Below are 25,006 nucleotides of genomic sequence, written 5' to 3'. Positions count from 1 at the left end.
TTTTTTCACCGTGGAGAATCAAGATTATGCGACACCCGAAACGTCATGTGCTCAGCCTGCTGGCGCTCAGCGTCAGCCTGTTTTCCTGCGCCAGTTTTGCCGCCACCAAACTGACGCTGGTGGAAGTGATCACCAGCCCGGCGCGTACTGAAATGCTGCAAAAAATGTTAACCGCTTACAAAACGCAGCACCCTGATGTCGAGATCGACGTGGTGTCGCTGCCGTGGGGACAGGCGTTTGAAAAGCTTGGCACCATGATCCAGAGCGGACAATACCCGGATGTGGTGGAAATGCCGGACACCTGGCAAGGGCTGTATGCCAGTAACGGCATGCTGGCTGATCTCGAACCGCGGCTGAAAGGCTGGTCGGGCACGCCGGATCTGACTGACAAAACACTGACCATGGCGCGTTCTTCCGGCGGCACCGCCACCATGATCCCGTACGGTTTTTATCTGCGGGCCATGTTCTGGAACAAAAAACTCTTCCAGCAGGCGGGTCTGACCGAGGCGCCGAAAACCATGGACGAGTTTATGGCGGATGCGAAGAAAATCAGCGCGCTGGGTAACGGCATCAGCGGTTATTGCATGCGCGGCGGCGTCGGCGGTACGAATGCCTGGATGATGTTTATGGCGGCGATGAACGGCTCGCCGGACTTCTTCGACAAAGAGGGCAACAGCACGCTGACCAAACCTGGTGCGATTAAAGGTGCGCAATTCCTGGTGGATATGTACCAGAAGGGTTATGCGCCAAAAGACAGCGTCAACTGGGGCTTTAACGAAATCGTCTCCGGATTCTATTCCGGTAAATGCGCAATGCTCGATCAGGATCCGGACGCGCTGATCGCCATCAAAAACAGCATGAATCCTGACGATTTCTCGGTCGCGCCAATGCCGCTCGGGCCGAACGGCAAAGCCTATCCGACCATCGGTTATACCGGCTGGTCGATGTTCAAACAGGGCAAACATCAGGATCAAAGCTGGGATCTGATTTCCTTCCTCAGTAACAAAGAAAACAACCTCACCTGGTCGAAATTTGTCGGCACCTTACCGATTTATAAGGGCGCAGAGCAGGATGCGTATTACCACGCGCCGCAGTTTGCAGGCTGGTTTGCCGAGCTGAATAGCCCGGATTACATCCCGCTGACTATGCCAACGCACCTCAAAGGCTGGGGCTATTTCAACTCGGTGATTGTGAAAGACAGTTCGCAGGAAACGCTGCTCGGCCAGAACGACACCGAAAGCATGGTGAAAGACTGGGCGAAATACCTGACCAAAGAACAGAAAGCCTGGCTGGCTGCGCAAAAGTAAACCGGATAACTCCGGCGCGAATCTGCTGCCGGAGTTCGATATTCTTCTCAACGGAGACGCGTCATGATGTTGGAAGTTTCACCGCCAGACACCGCTGCCGTGCCGCGCTTCCCGCGTTTGCGGGCGCTGCTGGAACCCTGGGTTTATCTCAGCCCGACGCTGGTGCTGATCGGCCTGTTTATCTTTGTTCCGATGGCCATCGGTATTTCCTATGCTTTTCAGAACATCCAGTTGCTTAACCCTTTCGATACCGGCTGGGTCGGGCTGGATAACTTCCGCACCATGTTTGATGACCGGCATTTCTATGCTGCGCTGCGCCATACCTTCAACTGGACACTGACTTCACTGGTGTTGCAGTTCGCGCTGGGGCTGGGGTTAGCCTTATTGCTCAACCGTGAGTTTCCCGGCCGCCGCTGGGTGCAGGCGCTGGTGTTTCTGCCGTGGGCGGTTCCGGCGTTTCTCTCCGGCCTGACCTGGGCGTGGTTGCTCAATCCGGTGATTGGCGTACTGCCTTACTGGCTGGCTGATCTGCATATCATTTCCGAGCCGTACAATATTCTGTCTGATCCGCAACTGGCGCTGTACGGCCCGGTGGTGGCCAACGTCTGGTTCGGCATTCCGTTTTTCGCCATAACGTTGCTGGCGGCGTTGCAGTCGATTCCGAAAGATTTGTACGAAGCGGCGGCAATGGACGGGGCGACCGGCTGGCAGCAGTTTCGCAAAGTTACACTGCCGTTTCTGGCACCGATGATTGCCATCACGGTGATGCTGCGCACCATCTGGATTGCGAATTTCGCCGACCTGATTGTGGTGATGACTGACGGCGGCCCGGCGAATTCCACCTCGATTCTGTCGAGTTTCATCTTCACCACTGCGTACCGCAAACTCGACTTTGGTTATGCGTCGGCGATGGCGGTGTTCCTGCTGGTGCTGATGACGCTTTACGCGCTGGTTTTACTGCGCATCCGCCATCAGTTGCTGAAATAAGGAGGCTCATATGAACGCATTGTCATTCAACGCGTGGCTGCGCAAGGGCGGACACCGGCTGGGAATTTTGTTTTACCTGGTGTTCGCGCTGTTCCCGATTTACTGGCTGATCAAAATCTCAATCACACCGGACAAACTGCTCTACAGCGAAGGCGTGCGGATGTGGCCGGGTGAGATGACGCTGACACATTTTCAGCGGGTGTTTACGGAAAGCCAGTTTCCACTGTATTTCTTCAACAGTCTGATTGTGTCATTCGGCACGGCATTTCTGACCACGATCATTGCTGCCGGTGCAGGCTTTGCATTTTCCCGTTTCAGTTTTCGCGGCAAAACGGTGATGGCCGCGCTGCTGCTGTTTACGCAGATGTTCCCGCTGGTGATGATCCTCGCGCCAATTTACAAAGTAATGGCACCGCTCGGCCTGACCAACAGCCTGCTGGGACTGGTGCTGATTTACACCGCCTTTAACGTCCCTTTTGCCACGTTCCTGATGCAGTCGTTTTTCGACAGCATTCCGAAGGATCTGGAAGAGTCCGCGATGCTGGAAGGGTGCAGCCGCTTTATGGCGCTGCGCAAAGTCATCATCCCGCTGACGTTACCGGGCATGGCGGCAACGTTAGGTTTCGTGTTTACCGCCGCGTGGAGCGAATTGTTGTTCTCGCTGATGCTCATCAACAAAAACGAGGTGATGACGTTCCCGGTTGGCTTACTCAGTTTTGTGTCGAAATTCGCGGTTTCATGGGGCGACATGATGGCGGCGGCCGTGCTGGCGCTCATTCCTGCCTGTCTGTTCTTTGCGTTCATTCAGCGTTACCTGGTTCAGGGGCTGACTGCGGGTGCGGTTAAAGGATAATTTTATGGCTCAGATTACGATTTCCGATCTTCAAAAACGTTACGAAAATGTCGAAGTGTTGCGACATATCAACCTGACCATTAAAGACGGCGAGTTTGTGGTGCTGGTCGGGCCGTCCGGTTGCGGTAAATCGACCCTGCTGCGCACCATCGCCGGGCTGGAACTGGCGACGGCGGGGGACATTCATATTGGTTCGCGTCTGATGAATCAGGTGGCGCCGAAAGACCGTGACATTTCAATGGTATTCCAGAGTTATGCGTTGTATCCGCACATGACCGTGGCGCGCAACATGGGCTTCAGCCTCGAAGTGCAAAAACGCCCGAAAGCGGAGATTGAGGCTGCGGTAAATAAAGCTGCCGATATCCTCGGACTGACCGCGCTGCTGCATCGCCGCCCGAAAGAGCTTTCCGGCGGGCAGCGTCAGCGGGTGGCAATGGGCAGGGCGATCGTGCGCGAACCGCAGGTGTTTTTGTTCGATGAACCGCTTTCCAACCTAGATGCGCAGTTACGCGGGCAGATGAGGATTGAAATCAAAAGCCTGCATCAGAGAATGAAAAACACCATTGTTTATGTGACGCACGATCAGGTCGAAGCCATGACGCTCGCCGACCGTATTGTGGTGCTTAATCATGGCCTGATCCAGCAGGTCGGCACGCCGCTGGAACTGTACGACACACCGGCCAATAAATTCGTTGCCAGCTTTATCGGGTCGCCTTCAATGAATTTCATCAACGGCACACTGGAACTGGGTGATTCTGCACCGCAGTTACGGATTACGCCGGAATTAACGCTGCCGGTGGATCCTTCAATCATGAATCTGCAAAGTGGTTCAGAGGTGATTTATGGTGTCCGCCCTGAAGCCATTGTGCTGTGCGAAGAGGGTGCGCCGGGCGCCGTGCCGCTGGACATCACGCTGATTGAACCGACCGGTCTGAGCGAACTGATCCACGGTAAATTTGGCCGTGAAAGCCTGAGTGTTTACAGCATGGTGAGATCGGGTGCCGCGCCGGGGGATCGCGTGTGGGTACAGATTGATACTGCACGAATGCAGTTGTTTGAGGGGGATAGCCAGCGGCGGATGGGGAAATTAGGGGAGTAGATTTTGGGTTTGCTCCTCCCCCTGCGAAGGGTGAGGAGCAAACCAGTTAAACCGCTTTCGCCTCAGATAAGCTCATCAGCTTAAAGCCGACACCGACACCGGCAATCAGCATCAAACTGATAAACCCGGTAATCCCGTACCAGCCAAATGAGTGCCAGAAGAATCCGCCTGACGTCCCGGCGACGCTCGACCCTGCGTAATAACTGAAAAGGTATAACGAGGAAGCCTGTCCTTTTGCGCGGCGTGCACGACGCCCGATCCAGCCGCTGGCGACGGAGTGGGCGGCGAAGAACCCGCCGGTAACCAGGATCATACCGATGAAAATCAGCCAGACCGGCGAGAAGGCGGTGATCAAAATCCCCAGCAGCATGAGCGCTGTTGCGCCGATCAGCACCGGACCGCGGCCATAAACACCGGTCAGCGCACCGGCTTTCGGCGAGCTGTAGGTGCCCATCAGATAGACCACAGAGATAATACCGACAATCGCCTGGCTCAGATTGTAGGGCGATGAAAGCAGACGGTAACCGATGTAGTTAAACATGGTCACGAAACTCCCCATCAGCAGGAAACCTTCGGCGAAAAGTAGCGGCAAGCCGCTGTCGCGCCAGTGCAGCTTGAAGTTAATCAGCAGCTTGCGTGGTTTCAGCGAGCTTGCCCGGAAATGTTTTGACGGCGGCAGAATGCGCCAGAACATAATTGCCGCCGCGAGCGCGAAGAAACCAACGACGGCAACGGCGATACGCCAGGAGAAGAAATCCGTCAGCACGCCGCTGACTAAACGTCCGCTCATGCCACCGATAGAATTTCCGCTAATGTACAAGCCCATCGAGAAAGCGACCACGCTCGGGTGGATTTCCTCACTGAGATAAGTCATGGCGACTGCCGCCACGCCGCTCAGCGACAGGCCGATCAGCGCACGCATGACGAGAATGCCATCCCAGCTTTGCATAAAGGAACAGACCAGCGTGCAGCCCGCAGCGAGAAATAACGCCACCACCATCACTGATTTACGCCCGACGGCATCAGAAACTGGCCCGGTGAACAGCAGGCCAATCGCCATTAAACCGGTGGACAACGACAACGACAGGCTGCTGGTGGCCGGTGAAACGCCGAAATCATGCGACAACACCGGCAGAATTGGCTGGACGCAATACAGCAGGGCAAACGTCGCCAGACCCGCTGAAAACAGCGCAAGGGTGACGCGGATAAATTGCGGCGTACCACGTTTGATAAAAGGAGTTTTAAGTCCGGAGCGGGCGACGGGGGTTTCAGGATTTAACTCGTCGTCGTTAACTGAATCACTGGCTGGTGCAGCGGAAATCCGCCGGGAGGTTTTCACTGGAAGTCCTTAATACGGGGGCTGTAAAACTTAATTTTAAAATGTATAAGAATTTTAACGCTGCGAGGTTTATTGTCTAATATATTAATCAGTCAAAAACGATACGTTTAAAGTATCAATCTGGTGAATTAATCCACATCATGAACCACATCGAACTGCGTCATTTACGTTATTTCATCGCTGTTGCCGAGGAACTGCATTTTGGCCGGGCAGCGGAACGTCTGCACATGTCCCAGCCGCCGCTGAGCCAGCAAATTCAGGCGCTGGAAACCCATCTCGGCGCCGCGCTGTTTTACCGCAACAACCGCAGCGTGCGGCTGACCCAGGCGGGACAGGCGTTTCTACCGGAAGCCCGGCAGATTTTGCAGCGTGTCGGTGAGGCGTCCGCCCAGGCGGCACGCATTCATCGCGGCGAGTCAGGCAATCTGACCCTCGGGCTGACCTCTTCGGCACCGTTTTTACGTCGTGTTTCCCGCACCTTGCACCGTTTTCGTCTGACCTATCCGGATGTCAATATTCGCATTGAGCAGCTCAACAGCAAACAGCAGATCGAACCGTTACTGGAGGGAAAACTGGATCTGGGCATTATGCGTAATGGCGAGTTACCGGAGGAGCTGGAACACCATCTTGTGCTGTCCGAACCGCTGATTGCTGTGGTGCACAAAGACCATCCGCTGAATGCGCTTAAAGAGGGTGAACTGACTTTTCAGCACCTTGCCGATCAGCCTTTTGTGTTTTTCTCCAAAGATGTCGGCACGTCGCTTCACGACGATATACTCGGCCAGCTCAAAGTGCAGGGGATCACGCCGTATATCACTCAGGAAGTCGGCGAACCGCTGACCATTATCGGCCTGGTCGCGGCCGGTCTCGGGGTGTCAATTCTGCCCGCTTCTTATCTGCGTATTCAGGTTGAAGGGGTGAGGTATTTGCGATTTGGCACGCTACAGGGCACGACAGAGCTTTGGCTGGTGAATCACGCACGGCGTCCTGCGACTGCCGCAGCCCGGGCATTTATGGATTTGTTGTTACACGAAGAATAAGGAGGCGAAGTCAGAAGATGCTGTATTTCCAGTCAATTCTGAGCGTGTTTTCGCGCAATTTGTGCACCAAATCACATAACGAATCAAATAGTTGACGACATATAACAAAAACTCCAACATAGCCCTAATCTTTATTTTGAAGCGCGAAAATAACAGGAGTTCCTTGAGTGATCCCCGACGGGCAACCAGGACATATAGATCAGATAAAACAAACCAATGTCGGTGCTGTGTACCGCCTGATAGATCAGTTTGGTCCTATTTCGCGCATTGAATTGTCAAAAAAAGCACAACTGGCTCCTGCCAGTATCACCAAGATAGTTCGTGAGTTAATCCAGGCGCATCTGGTGCTGGAAACTGAATTTCAGGATCCCGGTAGCCGCGGGCGTCCGGCCATTGGTTTAGCGCTCGATACGCAGGCCTGGCATTATCTTTCAGCACGTATCAGCCTCGGTTCCATTACCCTGGGTCTGCGTGATCTCAGCAGTAAACTGGTGGTAGAAGAAGTCCTCCCGCTGCCGGAACAGGCGTCGCAACCTCTGCTTAAACGTATTATTTCGGAAATCGATCAGTTTTTTATCCGTCATCAGCGCAAACTCGAACGTCTCACCGCCATCGCCATTACCTTACCGGGCATGATTGACGCACGGCGTGGCATTGTGCACCGCATGCCGTTTTATCATGACGTGTTTGATATGCCGCTGGGTGACACGCTGTCTGAGCACACCGGTTTGCCGGTGTATGTGCAGCACGATATCGGTGCCTGGACGCTGGCCGAGTTGCTATACGGTGCCTCCCGGGGCTGTAAAAATGTGGTACAGGTGGTGATTGATCACAACGTCGGAGCAGGGGTGATCACGGGCGGGCGCGTGTTGCACGCGGGCAGCAGCAGTGTGGCGGAAATCGGCCATACGCAGGTGGATCCTTACGGCAAGCGCTGTTATTGCGGCAATCACGGTTGCCTTGAAACTGTCGCCAGCACTGACAGCATTCTTGATCTGGTTCGTCAGCGGTTAACGGTACCGGTTCCGGCCAGCTTACTGCATGGTGTGTCGCTGACTATCGAGGCCGTGTGTGATGCAGCAAACCGTGGCGATCAGCTAGCGCGTGATGTGATCATCAGCGTCGGACAAAGCGTTGGACGCATTCTGGCGATCATGGTCAATCTGTTTAATCCGGAGAAAGTGCTGATCGGCTCACCGCTGAATTTATCTCAGGATATTCTCCATCCCGCGATAATGTCCTGTATTCAGCAGCAATCGCTTCCCGCCTATAGCGAAAATATCAAACTTGAATCGACACAATTCTATAATCAGGGAACGATGCCCGGCGCGGCGTTAGTGAAAGATGCGTTATATAGCGGATCCCTGTTAATTAAATTACTGCAAGGCTAATATCCTGCGTAATTGAAGATACTTCTGCATTGGCTGCATTTATTCGCCCGAATCCTTGATCTTCGTCAGCGCATCGGGACTTTCTTCCTTGCCACCCTGTCGTAATTTCCATTAATTGGGATATATCATTAACCTGTGTACGTAAATAAAAAAATATAAGCCCTCTGCATTAACTGCATGGACAGTCAACAAAACATTGCGCTAACGCAAACCGCTCTCATCCCGCATCGCCTAGACTTTCTGTCGTGACTTTGTCTCTGGCGGTGTGTTCTTACCGGAGACTATCTTTCAATAAGACGGAGAGATCCCGGAGCCTGAATTCCATGTTAACGCACTTTTTCGTCACGGGTACGGATGCCCGTGTAGGTAAAACCATTGTCACACGTGCCTTGCTTCAGGCTTTAGCCGCGCAGGATCGCTGCGTTTTAGGCTATAAACCTATTGCAACAGGCAGTCAGGAGCTGGCCGACGGGGTTCGAAATAAAGATGCGGTAACGCTCCAGCAGTCATCTTCAATTTCTTATCCTTTTAATAAAATAACTCCGCTGGCATTAGCTGATGAAGATATTTATGCCAGCCAGGTCCCTGAAAATGTTTTTGAAATAATGACTAACGGTCTTAATTTCATGCGTAAGGAGGCTGACTCCGTTGTAGTGGAAGGGTGCGACGGCTGGAGAACATTGATCACACCGCATCTTTTATATTCGGACTGGGTCCGCCAGCAAAATATGCCGGTAGTATTAGTGGTAGGTATTCAGGAAGGTTGTGTCAGCCATGCGTTATTAACCGCGCAGGCGATTATTGCGGATGGTTTACCACTGCTTGGTTGGGTGGCGAACCGCATTAATCCCTGTCTGGCTCATTACCAGGAAACGATTGATGCGCTCAGCGTCAATATTTCCGCACCGCTGCTCGGTGAAATTCCGTATTTACCTCGTGCGGAAAGCCGCGATATGGCGAAGTTTATCGACCTGTCCAGCTTTAACCTGGAAATGGTGATTAAAGTATGAGGCTGACGGTTTTTTAAAATTTATCATGGATGGAATTAAGTGCCTGAAAAACAGCAATATTCAAAATTGAACAGCATGTTGCTTCAACGCAAAATGATGAAAGTGATCGACCCTAAATGTGTCGATCAGGAACCCGCTAATCCGTTATATGTTTATGAAGTTATCCGTCAGGCGGCGGGAAATTATAAACTTGTTAATATAATGGATCCTCAACGCACCCTTGTACCAAATGGAGGTGGCTGGGTGTTTGCTATCATGGATGATGCTCCGGGGGCTGTTATTTGCGGCAAGGCAGATTATCAAAATGTCCATGGACATACTTCTCTTACGGGTATCTGTGAACATAAAAAGGGGGGAGTGATAATAGAAAGGGAACGCGGAGTTTATTTCGCTGGTGAGCTCGTATTTAGTGCCGGGCGACTGACGCGCTGGACTAATGGTAGTGGACATTTTGCTCCCTCCCGGTCATTGGCTTTTTCCAACTTATTAGCCCCCGTACGCCTCACTTTACCCATCCATTTATTCAGGCCAGAGGACGCATAATCGCTTTCTCAATAAATCATCTTTTTTTAGTCAACACTTATAACTGATGTTGTCATAATTAAACTGTCCTTAACAGGCGCTGTGTGCAAACCCGGCGCCTCTTTTTTGTCTATAATTTGGTATCTGCCTGCGTGCACTCATCAAAACAATGCTAAAGAAAACAAAGAACATGGCCGTCAATCATCCTGAAGTAAAGTCTGCTGTTAAATCTTCTCACCGACCTCTAATCCTTGCCGCCTGCATGTTGTCGATGTTTATGGCCGCCGTAGAAGTGACCATTGTCGCGACGGCGATGCCAACCATTATTGGCGATCTGGGTGGGTTCTCGCTGCTCGGTTGGGTGTTCGCCGTCTATCTGCTGACGCAGGCGATCAGCGTACCCATCTACGGGCGGCTGGCGGATTTGTATGGTTGCCGGAAAATGTTTTTCATCGGTACCACGCTGTTTCTGATCGGCTCTGTTCTGTGCGGATTCGCCCCTTCGCTTGGCTGGATGATCGGCTTTCGTGCCCTGCAGGGACTGGGTGCAGGGGCAATCACGCCGATAGCCACCACGCTGATTGCCAATGTGTACGGCCCGCAGGAAAGGGCAAAAGCGCAGGGATATTTGTCCAGCGTATGGGGCGTTTCGGCGATTGTCGGCCCGCTGATGGGAGCGTTTATTGTTTCTCATTTCCCGTGGGCGGTGGTGTTTTGGGTGAACGTGCCTGTCGGCCTGGTGGCGATGATCATTCTGGTGAAATACCTGCCGCCGGACGGACAGCGTAAACCACATAAGCTGGATCTGGCCGGTACCGGTTATCTGACCCTTTCTGTCGCGGCCTTACTCCTGGCGCTGTTGCAGGCTGAAGTGCTGGGTTACTGGGCGTTGGCACTGATGGCATTAGCCGTTTGCAGCGCATGGCTGCTTATCCGCCAGGAGCGTAAAACGCCGGAGCCTTTGTTCCCGCTGGCGCTGTGGCAAAGCAAAGTGATTATTGCCGGAAATGTTGGCGGGTTGATCATTGGCGCCACCATGATGGGTATCAGCGCATTTTTGCCAACCTATGTGCAGGGCGTACTCGGCGGAACGCCGTTACAGGCGGGCACCACGCTGGCGCTGATGTCGATTGGCTGGCCGCTGGCGAGCATGTTCAGCAGTCGTCTGATGCAGGCGACTTCATACCGTGCAACGGCGGTCATTGGCGGATTATTGCTGGTCGGCGGAAGTCTGGCGCTGTTGCTGCTTTCGCCATCGTCCGGTTTGTGGATGGCGCGTCTGGCGGCATTTTCGATTGGCGCGGGCATGGGGTTGTGTAATACCACCTTTATTGTCTCGGTGCAAAACAGCGTTGAACCGGCTATCCGCGGCATCGCGACGGCCTCAACACTCTTTACCCGTATGCTGGGTTCCGCCATTGGCACCGCGGTGCTTGGCGCAACGTTGAATCTGAATCTGCAATATCGTCTGCCGCAGGTAAACGATCCGGTACATCTGTTGATGGAGAAAGCCACCCGCAGCGCAATGGATAGCCAGCAACTGGGTGCTCTGACCGACAGCGTGGCGGCGTCGCTGCACTGGGTATTTGTGGTGTCTGCAGTGATTTCGGTACTGGCAGTCGCCGCCGGTTTACTGATCCCCTCCGGTGACCGCCCGCACGCTGAACCGCAGCGGGAAAGCTAAGCCGGGGGTCGTTGTTGCAGCCTGACCGCAATCAACATCAGCGTCAGGCTCAGCAGCACTGCAACCGACGCCATCGCCATCCCGTCGCCCACCGAACCCTGTTCAAACTGACGCCAGACATACACCGATACGGTCTGTACGCCCGCCGGTGAAAGCAGCAGGGACGTCACCAGTTCCCGTGACGCCACGGCAAAAACCATCATCATTGATGCCAGCAGGCTCGGAAATACCAGCGGCAGCAGGATCAGACGCAATGTCTGCGCCGCCGTGGCACCGTGCACCCGTGCGGCGGCGTCCAGATTGCCGCCAATCTGCTTCAACGCGGCGCTGACATAACGCACCGGATAAGGCAGCAACAGGCAGCAGTAAGCCAGCAGCAGAATTCCCCAGGTGTTGTACGGCGTCACCGGCCAGAAACTGCGGTTCCAGGCCAGAATCAGACCGACACCCACCACAATCCCCGGCAATGCCGCCGGTAACAGCGATAAACCGTCGATAACCGCCGCACCGCGAATTTTTCGTGCCACTACCAGCCACGAGGCAAGAAAGCCGGTCGCCCCGGCGATCAGCGCGGTACCCAGCGCCAGACTGAGGCTGGTCGACAGCGCACTCAGCGCGTCGCCGTGCGCGGCAAACAGATTACTGAAGTGGCGGAAGGTCAGATTCTGCCACGACAGCCCGCCGGACAACGTGCGGGAAAACGCCGTGGCCAGTGTGGAGACAATCGGCAGTGCGACGGCAATCACTGCCACCGCTGTAAACAACATCAGCACCGGAATTGTCCAGACTCCCGGCGTTTTTTGTGTCACGTCCGCCGGTTTGCCGGTCACGCTTTCCACATTCTTGCCCGCCAGCACTGCACGCTGAACGCTGTACGCACAAAGCGCAATTGCTACCAGCATCAGCGACAGCACTGCCGCGCCGGGCAGGTCGATCGGCCAGTCGGCAAGGCGCTGTTCGATGCCGGTGGTGAGCATCAGAATGCCGCTGCGCGAACCCAGCGCGCCGGGCACGCCGTATTCTTCAATCGACAGCGTAAACGCCAGTAACAAACTGGAGGCCATTGCCGGTAACGCCATGGGTAAAGTGATGCGCAAAAATGCCCGCCACGGACCCGCACCATGAATACGCGCAACATCTGCCAGACGACTGCCGCTGGCGGCCATGCTGCGCGATACCGCGAAATACACGACCGGAAACACATTCAGCGTCATCACCATCACCATGCCCGGCAGCGAAAACAAAAAATCATTCAGATGCAGCCACGGCAGCAGTTGCTGGACATAACCGTGGGTCTGTAACGCCATCATCCATGACAGCGCGGCAATATACGGCGGTAAAAGGAAGGGCACCAGAAACAGGATGTCCCACAGCGCGGCGGCGGGTAGCACGAACAGGCCGCGCAAGGCACCTAATGGAATGCCAATCAGGCCGCTGCATATCGCCACGCCCAGACCGACTTTTAATGTTGTCGCGAACAGTTCACGTAACTGAGGTTCTTGGAAAACACGATAAAATGCACTGAACGGTGCCGAATAACTGCCGGCATCCAGATGCGGAAAGACCGCCTGTAAAATCACAAAACTGACCGGCACCGCGACCAGCAGTAACAGCGCAATGCCCGTCATGCCCGGCAGGAAAGCATTTCTATTCATTGATTAAATCTCAGAAGCGGGCTGCTTTTTCAAACAGCCCGGGAAGGGATTATTGCTGTCCGAACAGTTTCGCGAAGCGGTCGAGAACGTCTTTACGTGATGCGGAAGCCTGTGATGCTTCCGGTAATAATTTCAGCGATTTAAACAGCGGGCGTTTGGCGTCGATATCCGTACGGGCTGGCATCAGCCAGGCATCGGCGACCAGTTTCTGGCCTTCAGGCGACAGCGCGTAATCGATAAAGGCTTTGGCTTCTTTGGGCTGCTGGCTGGATTTGAGGATCATCATCGGGCGCGGGGCGATAACCGTTCCGCTGCTCGGGAAAATCACTTTGACCGATTCACCGTCCTGCATACTGGCGTAAGACACATAATCAACCGCGCCAAATACCGCAGCTTTCGCGCCCTGTAAGACCGGCGTCAGCGCCTGTGCGTTGGGTCCGGCGATAATCATGCCGTTGGCTTTCAGATCCTCAAACAGTTTCCAGGCCTGTTGCGCGTGGGCATTTTGTAGACCGATCAGCAAATCCAGAGACGCCCCGGAGAGAGACGGATCCGGCGTGGTCACTTTGTCTTTGAATTCCGGTTTGGCTAAATCGCCCCAGTCTTTAGGCTCGGTCGTCCCACTTTTTGTGTTCCAGACGATGCCCAGTGCGGAAATACCCTGAGCGACGTAATAGGGGGTTTTAAACTGCGCGGGAACCTGTGCCGCATTGGGGCTTTGGTATTCAAGCAACCAGCCACGTTGTTCGAGATCGGTTGCGGTATCCCAGGATGCTGAGATAAGTATATCGGCCCGCGGGTTGGCCTGTTCGGCTTCCAGGCGAGCCATCACTTTGCCGGTTGTTGCCTGGAACACATCGACTTTTACGCCGGTTTGTTTTTCATAGCCTGCCGCCAGTTTTTTTGCCAGCGAGCCCGGCCCGGCGGTGTAGAGCGTCAGTGCCTGAGCGTTGCCTGCCGCCATTGCGAGAGAAAGAGTCATTGCTGTCATTACGCCTGTTTTGGTACGGGAAAACGTTTTGGAGGTTTTGTTGTGTGTGCGGGTCATCATTTTCATTCCATCAAAGGTTAAGCAACAAAAGGTGAAACAACGGAAGGGTCAATCTGGTCAATGCTGGCGATCGCGCCTTTGTCCATGCGCGCAATGCGGTGAGCGAGTGCGTGAGCCTCGTGCTGATCGTGGGTGACATACACCGCCGTGGTGCCGAGCTGGCGCAACAATGTTGCCATTTCCTCGCACAGGCTTTCCCGCAGGTCGCGGTCAAGATTCGACAGCGGCTCGTCGAACAGCAAAATGCGTGGCTCAGCCACAATGGCGCGGGCGAGGGCCACACGCTGTTGCTGACCGCCGGAAAGTTCGGCAGGGCGGCGGGAGACAAAATCCGCCAGTCCGACGCGCTCCAGCGCCGCCATCACTTTCTCCTGCTGTATCGCACCGCGGATGCCGCGCATCTGCAACGGAAACGCGACGTTCTGGCGCACGGTCATGTGCGGCCACAGGGCATAATCCTGAAAGGCCATGCCGAGATTACGTTTTTCCGGTGGCAGACTGATTTTCCCGCTGGCGACAGTGACACCATCGAAGCTGATTTGTCCTGACGCAGGATGGAGTAATCCCGCCAGCATTTTCAGCAGAGTACTTTTTCCGCAGCCGGAAGGGCCAAGCAGGGCGAGGATCGTGCCTTCCGGCACGGATAAATTGACGTGATTGAGTACCGGGTTGCTCCCAAAGAAATGGGACACCTGATGGACAGAGATCGCGGGGGGAGAAGACATGCGCGAAGGCGCATTCCCGCTGGCTGTAGCTGGAATGATCATGGTTGGTACTATCCTCTTTGGGACTTATTAGTGCAGGTGAGGGTAAAGGGGGAATGTGACGGACGGATGACAGTTTCTGTTCGTTCTTGTCGGGGATGCTTAAGAAATGTGAAGACTGGCTGGGGCGACTCCCTCCCCTGCGAAGGGGAGGGTTGGGGTGGGGTATTAAGGAAAAATCAAAGACTTGAAGTGTACTTTGACAGCGTGTTTGGCTTTAAAACCCCCTCCCGGCCTCCCCCTTCGCAGGGGGAGGAGCAAAGAAAAAACTGCTCTTTGAAGTGGGAGGAGCAAACAAATCAGCGACTGCAAAGTTTGTAATACACCTCATTCCACCGGATCTGATTCTTGAAGTCCGGCAACGTCGTGTCGTTATCGATCACCAGCAATTCAATCCCGGAAAATTCCGCATATAACCGCAGCGCGTCAATATCCAGTGCCTGTGAGAACACAGTATGGTGCGCGCCGCCGCCGAGGATCCACGCTTCTGCCGCTGTTGCCAGTGATGGCTGGGCTTTCCAGATAGCGCGGGCAACCGGCAGTTTTGGCAGCGGGTGTGGCTGTTCGATGGTATCCACCAGATTGACCAGCAGACGGAAGCGGTCACCCATGTCGATGACGCTGGCATTGACCGCCGGACCTGCCGGTGTGGAGAAAATCAGACGCGCCGGATCCGCTTTACCGCCTATGCCGAGATATTGCGCATCAAGCAGCGGTTTCTCTTCTTTGGCAATCGACGGACATACTTCCAGCATGTGCGAGCCCACCACCAGATCACTGCCTGGTTTAAAGTGGTAGGTGTAATCCTCCATGAAAGAAGTGCCGCCTTTCAGACCGCTGGCCATGACTTTCATGATGCGCAGCAGGGCAGACGTTTTCCAGTCACCTTCGCCACCAAAGCCGTAGCCTTTCTGCATCAGACGCTGGACTGCCAGCCCGGGCAGTTGTTTCATGCCGTGCAGATCTTCAAAGTTGGTCGTGAATGCCCCGAATTTACCTTGTTCGAGGAAACGGGTCATACCAAGTTCAATTTTGGCAGCATCCAGCAAGTTTTCACGACGTTCGCCGTTAATTTTTACCGCATCCGTCAGGCGATAGGTGGCTTCATATTCTTCCACCAGCGTATCGATGTCGCCTTTGCTGACTTCGTTGATTACGCTGACCAAATCACCAATTCCGTAGGCACTGATGCTGTAGCCGAACTGGATTTGAGCGGCAACTTTATCGCCTTCGGTGACAGCAACTTCACGCATATTATCGCCAAAACGTGCCACTTTCAGGTGCTGGCTTTCGTTTTTGGCGGCAGCAACGCGCATCCACTGGGCGATACGGCGGTGAGATTCACCGTCCTGCCAGTGACCGGCTACCACGGTGTGTTGCTGACGCATACGGGCACCGATGAAGCCGAATTCACGGCCACCGTGCGCGGTCTGGTTCAGGTTCATGAAGTCCATGTCCATGGTTTCCCATGGGATTTCAGCATTGAATTGCGTATGGAACTGCATCAGCGGCTTATGCAGGATGCTCAGCCCGGCAATCCACATTTTGGCCGGCGAGAAGGTATGCAGCCAGGTGATGATGCCCACGCAGGCGTTGTCATAGTTGGCTTCACGGCACAATGCGGTGATTTCGTCCGGCGTGGTCACCAGCGGTTTGAGCACCAGTTTTATCGGCAAACCGGCTTCGCTGTTCAGGCTACTGACCACCTTCTCGGCGTTCTCTTTTACCTGACGTAATGCCTGCGGACCGTACAGATGCTGACTGCCAATGGCGAACCACACTTCGAGATGTTTAAACGCGTCCATTTATTACTCCTGAATATCGGATAGATGAAATACGGGTTAATGCGCCGGTTTCGCTGCAAACAGCGGTTCAGTCGTGGCACACCATTGCTGATAACGTTCGTACAGGCGCTGATACTGCGCGACGCGCTGCGGATCCGGCGTCAGCGTACGTTCGATGCTGCAGGCCATTTTTTCCTGTGCGRCAGGAACATCTTTGAACTCCCCGGCAGCGACGGCGGCGAAAATCGCGGCACCCAGGGCGCAGCACTGATCGGAAGCAACAATTTGCAACGGACGGTTCATCACATCGGCGCAAACCTGCATGATGACCGGCGATTTACGCGCGATGCCCCCGAGCGTCAGCACGTTTTCTACCGGAATATCCTGCTGTTCGAAACATTCCATGATGGCGCGCGCGCCAAAAGCGGTCGCTGCGATAAAGCCGCCGAACAGTTCAGGTGCTTCGGTGCCCAGATTGATATCGGTAATGACACCTTTCAGGCGCTGGTTGGCAAACGGTGTACGGCGGCCGTTAAACCAGTCGAGCACCAGCGGCAGATGATCCAGTTTCGGATGAGCGGCCCAGGCCACAGTGAGATCGGTCAGCAGATTTTTTTGCAGGCTGGTCAGTTGCGGTGCCATTTCCGGATGGGCTTTGGCGGCCTGAATCAGCGGCCAGCTCAGCAGACGGCTGAACCAGGCGTACATGTCGCCGAAAGCGGATTGTCCGGCTTCCATCCCGATCATGTCCGGCACGACGCTGCCTTCCACCTGTCCGCAGATCCCGGCGATAGCACGGTCGTTTACGCGTTCTTTATCGGCGATCAGGATGTCGCAGGTGGAGGTGCCGATCACTTTGACCAGCGTATAAGGCTGTGCGCCCGCGCCGACTGCCCCCATATGGCAGTCGAATGCGCCGCCCGAAAGCACCACACTGGCGGGTAAGCCAAGACGTTCTGCCCATTCAGGTGTCAGTGTGCCAACAGCCTGTTCGGCGGTGACGGTGTCGGTAAACAGCGGATAGGGCAGATGTTCAACCAGCAGCGGATCGAGGGCGGCAAAGAACGCTTTTGGTGGCRGGCCGCCCCATGACGGATGCCAGAGCATTTTGTGTCCGGCGCTGCAACGTCCGCGCACCACTTTGTCCGGCGCGGTGGTGCCGGAAAGCAGGGCGGGCACCCAGTCGCACAATTCAACCCATGACGCGGCTGCTTGTTTAACCGCAGCATCAGCACGGGAAACGTGCAGGATTTTCGCCCAGAACCATTCTGAGGAATAAACGCCGCCGATATAGCGGGAATAGTCGGGGAAATCGCCGCTGCGACACAGACGGTTGATCTCTTCCGCTTCTTCTATTGCCGTGTGATCTTTCCAGAGCACAAACATGGCGTTCGGGTTTTCGGCAAATTCCGCTTTCAGCGCCAGAATGTTGCCTTCCTCATCGACAGGAGCGGGGGTTGAGCCGGTGGAATCGACGCCGATACCCACCACGCGCGCAGCACGCTCGCTGCCCAGACGTTGCACTACGTTTTTAATCGCCTGTTCCATTGCCTCTATATAGTCGAGCGGGTGATGGCGGAACTGATTTATTGCCGCATCACAATAGCGACCTTCATTCCAGCGCGGATAATAAACCACATCGGTTTCCATCTCGGCACCGGTCTGACAATCCACAGCCAGGGCACGGACGGAATCGCTGCCAAAATCAAGACCAAGAGCAATCGCACCTTGCGTCATTCTTTCTCACTCCTTCAGGTTTGCCGTAGTCATTACGGCGGCGAATCGAATTGCTCTAACAGTAGGAGGATGCAAAAAAGTGAGTGAGGAGGCGTTAGCTGGAAGTATGCACAAATCTGCTCCCAATGATGTTTCTGTGAGGTTGGTCAAATGTTAGCGTTTGGCTAAAATCGCTATATCTATGCACAAACCTGCTGTTTTCCCGCCGTGTGATAGCGCTCTACATTCCGCTGCAAAATTACCGCTAAAACTTAACCCGTCTTACAAGAGAGTGTGACGCAAATCCTCTATAAACTGGACTTCGCCGCACTTTCACTTTGTTTCTTTACGCTACTGATAACGTTTTCACGATTGCGGCAAACCACCAGATTTAAGACTGTGATTGTGAAAAACAACAATAAAAGTCGGAGAACATCATGCATAAATTCACTAAGGCATTAGCGGCGGTCGGGTTAGCTGCCCTTATGTCACATTCAGCTATGGCAGCCGAGAATCCGAAGCTGGGCTTCCTGGTTAAACAGCCGGAAGAGCCGTGGTTCCAGACTGAATGGCGGTTCGCAGATAAAGCCGGTAAGGATCTCCACTTCGACGTCATTAAAATCGCCGTGCCGGATGGTGAAAAAACGTTGAATGCAATCGACAGCCTGGCGGCCAACGGCGCGAAAGGTTTTGTCATCTGTACGCCGGATCCGCGTCTCGGCCCTGCCATCATGGCGAAAGCGCGCAGCTATGACATGAAAGTGATCCAGGTGGATGACCAGTTTGTGAATGCCAAAGGCAAGCCAATGGAAGAAGTGCCATTAGTCATGATGGCAGCGACCAAAATCGGCGAACGTCAGGGGCAGGAACTGTACAAAGAAATGCAAAAACGTGGCTGGAAAGTCGCTGATACCGGCGTGATGGCCATTACTGCCGATGAACTCGATACGGCGCGCCGCCGCACCTCCGGTTCAATGGAGGCACTGAAAGCTGCCGGTTTCCCGGAAAAACAAATCTACAAAGTCCCGACTAAATCTAACGACATCCCGGGCGCACTGGATGCCGGTAACTCCCTGCTGGTGCAACATCCTGAAGTGAAAAACTGGCTGATCATCGGCATGAACGACAACACCGTATTGGGTGGCGTGCGTGCAACCGAAGGTCAGGGCTTTAAAGCGGCTAACGTGATCGGCATCGGCATCAACGGTGTGGATGCAGTGAATGAGTTGTCAAAAAGCGCCCAGACTGGCTTCTACGGTTCCCTGTTACCTAGCCCGGATATCCACGGTTACAAAAGTATTCAGATGCTGAATGAATGGGTTACCAAAGGCGTTGAACCACCGAAATTTACCGAAGTGACGGATGTTGTCCTGATTACCCGCGACAACTTCAAAGAAGAGCTGAAGAAAAAAGGTCTTATGTGATCTTCAGATGTGGTTGAAACAAGCAATACCCCTAAATAATTCGAGTTGCAGGAAGGCGGCAAGTGAGCGAGTCCCGATGAGCTTACATAAGTAAGTGATTCGGGTGAGTAAGCGTAGCCAACGCATCTGCGACTTGAAGTATGAAGGGGAGAGACGCTGCTGCAGAACGGACGACAGTTTTAAATAGTTTGAACTGTTTTCTGCTTTGCAGTGGCGTGCATCCATACTTACTCAACTTCCAGGTAGCCACTATGACTCAGCAATCTTTCGATAATAAGACGCCTTTGCTGACACCGTCACTGACGGAGTTTGATGCGGCCAGGCCGTATCTGGAATTCCATGACATTGGCAAAACTTTTCCGGGCGTGAAAGCGCTGGACGGTATTTCATTCAATTGTTACGCCGGACAAATTCATGCGCTGATGGGCGAAAACGGAGCGGGGAAATCCACCCTGCTGAAGATCCTCAGCGGGAACTATCAGCCTTCCCAGGGCAATATTCATATCAAAGGCCAGCCGGTCGCGTTCAGCCATACCACGGATGCGCTCGATGCCGGTGTGGCGATCATTTATCAGGAACTCCATCTGGTGCCGGAAATGACGGTAGCAGAGAACATTTATCTCGGGCAGTTGCCGAGCAAACACGGTTTTGTAAACCGTAAATTGCTGCGTTACGAAGCCAAACTTCAGCTTGAACATCTCGGGCTGGATATCGACCCCGATACACCGCTGAAATATCTCTCCATCGGCCAGTGGCAGATGGTGGAAATTGCCAAGGCGCTGGCGCGCAATGCCAAAATTATTGCATTCGATGAACCTACCAGTTCGCTTTCTGCACGCGAAATTGAAAAATTGTTCCGTGTTATCCGTGAGTTACGGGCGGAAGGGCGTGTGATTTTATATGTCTCACACCGTATGGAAGAGATCTTTGCATTAAGTGACGCCGTCACCGTTTTCAAAGACGGACGTTACGTTCGCACCTTTGACGACATGACACAGGTGGATAACAGCAAGCTGGTGCAGGCGATGGTTGGCCGTAATCTCGATGACATTTACGGTTACGCGCCGCGTCCGCACGGCGAAATTCGCCTTGAACTGGATGAGGTGAAAGCACCGGGCGTGAGAACGCCGGTCAGCCTGACGGTACGTCAGGGCGAAATCGTCGGCCTGTTCGGGCTGGTGGGTGCAGGGCGCAGTGAGCTGATGAAAGGATTATTTGGTGGTACGCGTATTACCGGCGGTACCGTCCGGCTGGACGGTGTAGCGCTGAATATTCGTAAACCGGCAGATGCGATCCGCCAGGGCATCATGTTGTGTCCGGAAGACCGCAAAGCTGACGGCATTATTCCTGTGCACTCGGTGCGCGACAACATCAACATCAGCGCCCGTCGCAAAACGGTGAAGGCAGGGTGCCTGATCAACAACGCCTGGGAAGCGAAAAATGCGCGTAAACATATCGATGCGCTGAATATCAAAACCCCCAGCGACCAGCAACTGATCATGAACCTTTCAGGGGGCAATCAGCAAAAAGCCATTCTGGGCCGCTGGTTGTCGGAAGAAATGAAAGTCATTTTGCTGGATGAACCAACGCGGGGTATCGACGTTGGCGCCAAGCATGAAATTTATAATGTGATTTATTCACTGGCAAAACAAGGCATTGCGGTGCTGTTTGCGTCCAGTGATTTACCGGAAGTGCTGGGTCTGGCCGACAGGGTGGTGGTGATGCGCGAAGGCGCAATCTCCGGCGAACTGTTGCATGACGACGCCACCGAAGAAAAAGCGCTGGGTCTCGCTATGTTGCGCACGCCAGTTCTTGATTCTGCCCATGACGCTGCCTGACTGAGGAGCAAAAATATTATGTCGAGTATGACAACCAATTCAGCCAAACCGGATCAACCTTCAGCAGCCTCACGCGGCGGCCAGGGTCTGATGCGTATCTGGGACAGTTACGGCATGTTAGTGGTGTTCGCCGTGCTGTTTATCGCCTGTACCATTTTCGTGCCAAACTTCAGTTCTTTCATCAACATGAAAGGGTTGGGGCTGGCGATTTCGATGTCCGGCATGGTGGCCTGCGGGATGCTGTTCTGTCTGGCTTCCGGTGACTTCGATCTGTCTGTTGCATCGGTGATTGCCTGTGCGGGCGTTACCACCGCCGTGGTGATCAACATGACCGAAAGCCTGTGGATCGGCGTTGCTGCCGGTTTACTGCTCGGGATGCTGACCGGTTTGCTCAACGGTTTTGTTATCGCCCGTCTGAAAATCAATGCGCTGATCACCACGCTTGCCACTATGCAGATTGTGCGCGGTCTTGCGTACATCATTTCTGACGGTAAAGCGGTGGGCATCGAAGACGAACGTTTCTTCACCCTCGGTTATGCCAACTGGCTGGGGCTGCCTGCACCTATCTGGCTGACGGTCGGCTGTCTGATCATCTTTGGTCTGTTGCTGAACAAAACCACCTTCGGGCGTAACACGCTGGCGATTGGCGGTAATGAAGATGCGGCGCGTCTGGCCGGTGTGCCGGTGGTGCGTACGAAAATCATCATCTTCGTGCTGTCCGGGCTGGTATCAGCGGCGGCGGGGATCATTCTGGCGTCACGTATGACCAGCGGCCAGCCGATGACCTCACTGGGCTTCGAGTTGATCGTTATCTCTGCCTGCGTATTGGGTGGCGTTTCCCTGAAAGGCGGTATCGGTAAAATTTCCTATGTGGTTTCCGGGATCCTCATTCTGGGTACCGTGGAAAATGCCATGAACCTGCTGAACATTTCTCCGTTCTCGCAATATGTGGTTCGTGGCTTGATCCTGCTGGCGGCAGTTATCTTCGACCGCTACAAACAGAAAGCGAAAAAGACCGTTTAATCTGGTTTTGTGATAACGCTTTCACGCAATCATCACGCGGCATTTAACGCTATTACGGGTTAAATGCCGAAAAAACGCGTGGTTGTTCACAATTTAGCAACCTTTACTGGCAGCGTTTTCACTGCCGATTAGAATAGATGAAAAGTCCATAGTCCAGTGAAGTTTCAGGAGGTTCGATGTATCACCGTATGATTCAGGATCAGCAGCAAAATCCGCTGTTACCGGGTTACAGTTTCAATGCCTATCTGGTCGCCGGTATGACACCTATCCTTGCTGACGGGCCACTGGATTTCGCCATCGACCGTCCGGGTGGAATGAAAGGCTACATTCTTAATTTGACGGTGAAGGGGCAGGGTAAAGTCTTCGACGGCGAAGACACGTTCTACTGCAATCCCGGTGATCTGCTGTTATTCCCACCGAAAGCCCGCCATCTTTACAGTCGTTCTGCCAACGCCGACTCCTGGTATCATCGCTGGGTGTATTTCCGCCCGCGCGCCTACTGGGCAGACTGGCTGGAATGGCACACCAAAACCCGCGATGTCGGGCGTCTTTCTTTACCGAATAATACCTTGTTGCTGGAATTTGACCGTCTGTTTGCCAACATCGAACAAACGCAAAAATCGGGGCGACGTTTTTGCGAAGAGCTGGGGATGAATCTGCTGGAACGTCTGTTGCTGCGAGCCATGGAAGAAGATCCGCAGAGTCCGCAGAAAATCATGGACCCACGTGTCATCGAAGCCTGCCAGTTTATTACCGGCAATCTGGCGGGTGAGCTGCGTATCGATGAAGTCGCGCGCCATGTTTGCCTCTCACCATCGCGGCTGGCGCATTTATTCCGCGAACAGGTCGGGATCAACATCCTGCGCTGGCGCGAAGATCAGCGGGTGATCCGCGCCAAACTTTTATTACAGACGACGCAGGAATCCATCGCGACGATTGGTCGTGTGGTGGGGTATGACGATCAGTTGTATTTCTCGCGAGTCTTCCGTAAACGGGTGGGGGTCAGCCCGAGTGATTTCCGCCGCCGGAGTGTGGAGATTAACTATCCGGCCAAGCCGTATAAATCACATCCGTGGCCTGAGCATGAAAATGCCGTGGCGTATCATTTTTGAGTTTTTGCCTTGCTCTTCTCCCATAGCAGGGGAAAGTCAAAGCACTGAACTGCTCCCTCCCCTGCGAAGGGGAGGGTTGGGGTGGGGTATTAAGGTCAAATAAATAAGTTGAAGTTTGCTTTGGTATAGGTGTTAGCCTTTAAAACCCCCTCCCGTCCTCCCCCTTCGCAGGGGGAGGTGCAAAATTATTGATTAAAAAAACTCTGTTTCAAAGCCCGCTCCACACCCCGCAGTTCTGCCAGTCCCCGCAGACGTCCAATCGCCGAATACCCCGGATTGGTTTTCTTATGCAAATCATCCAGCATCTGATGGCCGTGATCCGGACGCATCGGGATAGCGCGCAGATTGCCAGCGCGGCGACGTGTTTGTTCTTCCGTCAGAATCGCTTTGATAACCGCCACCATATCCACATCACCATCTAAATGATCGGCTTCATGGAAGCTTTCCGGCACGTCTTCGCGCTGGGTGGCGCGCAGATGGATGAAGTGCACGCGGTCGGCGTAAGTGGTCATCATTTTCACCAGGTCATTATCTTCACGCACGCCGTAAGAACCGGTGCAGAAGCAAAAACCGTTGTGGATACTGTCGACCGTTTCTTTCAACCACTGCATATCTTCAATGGTGGAGATAATACGCGGCAGGCCGAGAATAGGGCGCGGTGGATCGTCCGGGTGAACTGCCAGACTTAAACCGCATTGCTCGGCAACCGGCACAATGCTGCGCAGGAAATGCGCCATGTTTTCGCGCAGTTTGGCTTTGTCGATACCGTCGTAAGTCGCCAGACGCGCACGGAACTGATCCAGCGTGTAGCCTTCTTCCGCACCCGGTAAACCGGCAATGATGTTAGACACCAGCTGATCTTTCTCCGCCTGCGTCATCGCCGCAAAGTATTCGGCTGCCTGTTTTTGCTCATCCGCGCTGTAATAAGACGTCGCGCCTTCGCGTTTCAGCAGATGCAATTCAAAGGCCGCAAATGCGATATGGTCAAAGCGCAGGGCGCGTGAACCGTCCGGCAGCAGATAGCCGAGGTCCGTGCGTGTCCAGTCGAGAACCGGCATGAAGTTATAGCAGACCGTATAGATGCCGCATTCCGCCAGATTACGGATAGATTGCTGATAGTTAGCAATGTGCTTTTCAACATCTCCGCTGCGGGTTTTGATTTCCTCATGCACCGGAATGCTTTCCACTACGGACCACACCAGACCTTTGGCTTCAATTATCGCCTTACGTTTCTTTATCTCTTCTACCGGCCAGACTTCACCGTTAGGAATATGGTGCAGGGCGGTAACCACGCCGGTTGCGCCAGCCTGACGCACATCATCAAGTGAAACCGGATCGTTCGGGCCGTACCAACGCCATGTCTGTTCCATGTGTTTTCCTTAAAATTGTTAACTGACTGTCTGAATG

General features: G+C 53.9%; 20 protein-coding genes. 13 read left to right on the top strand and 7 right to left on the bottom strand.

Annotated features, from left to right (window positions below; genetic code table 11):
* The first annotated feature begins 26 nt into the window (after nt 1–26).
* The 4 genes from AC1DUO_RS00825 (at nt 27) to AC1DUO_RS00810 (ending at nt 4,246) form a co-directional block, all read left to right on the top strand.
* Entirely contained in the window at nt 27–1,307 is a 1,281-nt protein-coding gene (locus AC1DUO_RS00825; RefSeq protein WP_013575437.1) for an ABC transporter substrate-binding protein, read from the top strand.
* Between the two features lie 63 nt (nt 1,308–1,370).
* Nucleotides 1,371–2,294: a carbohydrate ABC transporter permease gene (locus AC1DUO_RS00820; protein WP_013575438.1), complete on the top strand. Its 924-nt coding sequence runs from the start codon at nt 1,371–1,373 to the stop codon at nt 2,292–2,294.
* Between the two features lie 10 nt (nt 2,295–2,304).
* Nucleotides 2,305–3,147, top strand: a complete 843-nt coding sequence (locus AC1DUO_RS00815) for a carbohydrate ABC transporter permease (RefSeq protein WP_013575439.1) — start codon at nt 2,305–2,307, stop codon at nt 3,145–3,147.
* Nucleotides 3,148–3,151: 4 nt separating this feature from the next.
* Complete coding sequence (locus AC1DUO_RS00810) at nt 3,152–4,246, top strand: ABC transporter ATP-binding protein (RefSeq protein WP_013575440.1); 1,095 nt, start codon at nt 3,152–3,154, stop codon at nt 4,244–4,246.
* A 46-nt stretch (nt 4,247–4,292) separates the two neighbouring features.
* Here AC1DUO_RS00810 and AC1DUO_RS00805 read toward each other — a convergent pair whose 3' ends face one another.
* On the bottom strand, nt 4,293–5,585 hold the full coding sequence (locus AC1DUO_RS00805) for an MFS transporter (RefSeq protein WP_166860288.1): 1,293 nt from the start codon (nt 5,583–5,585) through the stop codon (nt 4,293–4,295).
* 140 nt (nt 5,586–5,725) lie between these two features.
* Here AC1DUO_RS00805 and AC1DUO_RS00800 point away from each other — a divergent pair, with 140 nt between their 5' ends.
* The 5 genes from AC1DUO_RS00800 to AC1DUO_RS00780 all read left to right on the top strand — a co-directional run bounded on the left by AC1DUO_RS00800 (nt 5,726) and on the right by AC1DUO_RS00780 (nt 11,232).
* Nucleotides 5,726–6,625, top strand: coding sequence for a LysR family transcriptional regulator (locus AC1DUO_RS00800; RefSeq protein ID WP_477986199.1), 900 nt, complete (start codon nt 5,726–5,728; stop codon nt 6,623–6,625).
* Nucleotides 6,626–6,792: 167 nt separating this feature from the next.
* Entirely contained in the window at nt 6,793–8,016 is a 1,224-nt protein-coding gene (gene mlc / locus AC1DUO_RS00795) for a sugar metabolism global transcriptional regulator Mlc (protein WP_013575443.1), read from the top strand.
* Nucleotides 8,017–8,339: 323 nt separating this feature from the next.
* Nucleotides 8,340–9,026, top strand: coding sequence for a dethiobiotin synthase (bioD, locus tag AC1DUO_RS00790; RefSeq protein ID WP_013575444.1), 687 nt, complete (start codon nt 8,340–8,342; stop codon nt 9,024–9,026).
* A gap of 39 nt (nt 9,027–9,065) precedes the next feature.
* Nucleotides 9,066–9,569: a hypothetical protein gene (locus AC1DUO_RS00785; protein WP_477986196.1), complete on the top strand. Its 504-nt coding sequence runs from the start codon at nt 9,066–9,068 to the stop codon at nt 9,567–9,569.
* 169 nt (nt 9,570–9,738) lie between these two features.
* Nucleotides 9,739–11,232 (top strand): MDR family MFS transporter, encoded by a 1,494-nt coding sequence (locus AC1DUO_RS00780; protein WP_217244122.1) that lies wholly within the window; start codon nt 9,739–9,741, stop codon nt 11,230–11,232.
* Here the strand turns inward: AC1DUO_RS00780 and AC1DUO_RS00775 are convergent.
* The 5 genes from AC1DUO_RS00775 to AC1DUO_RS00755 all read right to left on the bottom strand — a co-directional run bounded on the left by AC1DUO_RS00775 (nt 11,229) and on the right by AC1DUO_RS00755 (nt 18,223).
* A complete protein-coding gene (locus tag AC1DUO_RS00775) occupies nt 11,229–12,887 on the bottom strand; it encodes an ABC transporter permease (protein ID WP_166860292.1) in 1,659 nt (552 codons plus the stop codon). The genes AC1DUO_RS00780 and AC1DUO_RS00775 overlap by 4 nt on opposite strands.
* A gap of 49 nt (nt 12,888–12,936) precedes the next feature.
* Nucleotides 12,937–13,878, bottom strand: coding sequence for an ABC transporter substrate-binding protein (locus AC1DUO_RS00770; RefSeq protein ID WP_173362096.1), 942 nt, complete (start codon nt 13,876–13,878; stop codon nt 12,937–12,939).
* A 77-nt stretch (nt 13,879–13,955) separates the two neighbouring features.
* Nucleotides 13,956–14,705, bottom strand: coding sequence for an ABC transporter ATP-binding protein (locus tag AC1DUO_RS00765; protein WP_112152228.1), 750 nt, complete (start codon nt 14,703–14,705; stop codon nt 13,956–13,958).
* 296 nt (nt 14,706–15,001) lie between these two features.
* Entirely contained in the window at nt 15,002–16,507 is a 1,506-nt protein-coding gene (araA, locus tag AC1DUO_RS00760) for an L-arabinose isomerase (RefSeq protein WP_013575450.1), read from the bottom strand.
* A gap of 36 nt (nt 16,508–16,543) precedes the next feature.
* Entirely contained in the window at nt 16,544–18,223 is a 1,680-nt protein-coding gene (locus tag AC1DUO_RS00755) for a ribulokinase (protein ID WP_477986192.1), read from the bottom strand.
* A 416-nt stretch (nt 18,224–18,639) separates the two neighbouring features.
* On the opposite strand from AC1DUO_RS00755, the gene AC1DUO_RS00750 reads away from it, so the two are divergent.
* From AC1DUO_RS00750 to araC, 4 genes are all read left to right on the top strand, one after another.
* Nucleotides 18,640–19,626 (top strand): arabinose ABC transporter substrate-binding protein, encoded by a 987-nt coding sequence (locus AC1DUO_RS00750; RefSeq protein ID WP_013575452.1) that lies wholly within the window; start codon nt 18,640–18,642, stop codon nt 19,624–19,626.
* Between the two features lie 251 nt (nt 19,627–19,877).
* Nucleotides 19,878–21,464 carry an L-arabinose ABC transporter ATP-binding protein AraG gene (araG, locus tag AC1DUO_RS00745; protein WP_477986190.1) on the top strand — a complete coding sequence of 529 codons (1,587 nt, stop codon included), beginning with the start codon at nt 19,878–19,880 and terminating at the stop codon, nt 21,462–21,464.
* Between the two features lie 18 nt (nt 21,465–21,482).
* A complete protein-coding gene (araH, locus tag AC1DUO_RS00740) occupies nt 21,483–22,487 on the top strand; it encodes an L-arabinose ABC transporter permease AraH (protein WP_013575455.1) in 1,005 nt (334 codons plus the stop codon).
* Between the two features lie 176 nt (nt 22,488–22,663).
* Nucleotides 22,664–23,599, top strand: a complete 936-nt coding sequence (araC, locus tag AC1DUO_RS00735; RefSeq protein WP_013575456.1) for an arabinose operon transcriptional regulator AraC — start codon at nt 22,664–22,666, stop codon at nt 23,597–23,599.
* Nucleotides 23,600–23,784: 185 nt separating this feature from the next.
* Here araC and uxuA read toward each other — a convergent pair whose 3' ends face one another.
* Nucleotides 23,785–24,969 carry a mannonate dehydratase gene (gene uxuA, locus AC1DUO_RS00730; protein WP_013575457.1) on the bottom strand — a complete coding sequence of 395 codons (1,185 nt, stop codon included), beginning with the start codon at nt 24,967–24,969 and terminating at the stop codon, nt 23,785–23,787.
* Between the last annotated feature and the right edge of the window lie 37 nt (nt 24,970–25,006).

This window comes from Rahnella sp. P4_A8, assembly GCF_056402435.1.
Note: the sequence above shows the minus strand (reverse complement) of the source record. Positions and strands in the feature narration are given on the sequence as shown.

Coding starts and splice junctions, on each gene's coding strand:
- bioD (WP_013575444.1), top strand. CDS start 8,340: ATGTTAACGCACTTTTTCGTCACGGGTACGGATGCCCGTGTAGGTAAA.
- araA (WP_013575450.1), bottom strand. CDS start 16,507: ATGGACGCGTTTAAACATCTCGAAGTGTGGTTCGCCATTGGCAGTCAG.
- AC1DUO_RS00820 (WP_013575438.1), top strand. CDS start 1,371: ATGATGTTGGAAGTTTCACCGCCAGACACCGCTGCCGTGCCGCGCTTC.
- AC1DUO_RS00825 (WP_013575437.1), top strand. CDS start 27: ATGCGACACCCGAAACGTCATGTGCTCAGCCTGCTGGCGCTCAGCGTC.
- uxuA (WP_013575457.1), bottom strand. CDS start 24,969: ATGGAACAGACATGGCGTTGGTACGGCCCGAACGATCCGGTTTCACTT.
- AC1DUO_RS00770 (WP_173362096.1), bottom strand. CDS start 13,878: ATGACAGCAATGACTCTTTCTCTCGCAATGGCGGCAGGCAACGCTCAG.
- araC (WP_013575456.1), top strand. CDS start 22,664: ATGTATCACCGTATGATTCAGGATCAGCAGCAAAATCCGCTGTTACCG.
- AC1DUO_RS00750 (WP_013575452.1), top strand. CDS start 18,640: ATGCATAAATTCACTAAGGCATTAGCGGCGGTCGGGTTAGCTGCCCTT.
- AC1DUO_RS00780 (WP_217244122.1), top strand. CDS start 9,739: ATGGCCGTCAATCATCCTGAAGTAAAGTCTGCTGTTAAATCTTCTCAC.
- araG (WP_477986190.1), top strand. CDS start 19,878: ATGACTCAGCAATCTTTCGATAATAAGACGCCTTTGCTGACACCGTCA.
- AC1DUO_RS00775 (WP_166860292.1), bottom strand. CDS start 12,887: ATGAATAGAAATGCTTTCCTGCCGGGCATGACGGGCATTGCGCTGTTA.
- araH (WP_013575455.1), top strand. CDS start 21,483: ATGTCGAGTATGACAACCAATTCAGCCAAACCGGATCAACCTTCAGCA.
- AC1DUO_RS00810 (WP_013575440.1), top strand. CDS start 3,152: ATGGCTCAGATTACGATTTCCGATCTTCAAAAACGTTACGAAAATGTC.
- AC1DUO_RS00815 (WP_013575439.1), top strand. CDS start 2,305: ATGAACGCATTGTCATTCAACGCGTGGCTGCGCAAGGGCGGACACCGG.
- AC1DUO_RS00765 (WP_112152228.1), bottom strand. CDS start 14,705: ATGATCATTCCAGCTACAGCCAGCGGGAATGCGCCTTCGCGCATGTCT.
- AC1DUO_RS00800 (WP_477986199.1), top strand. CDS start 5,726: ATGAACCACATCGAACTGCGTCATTTACGTTATTTCATCGCTGTTGCC.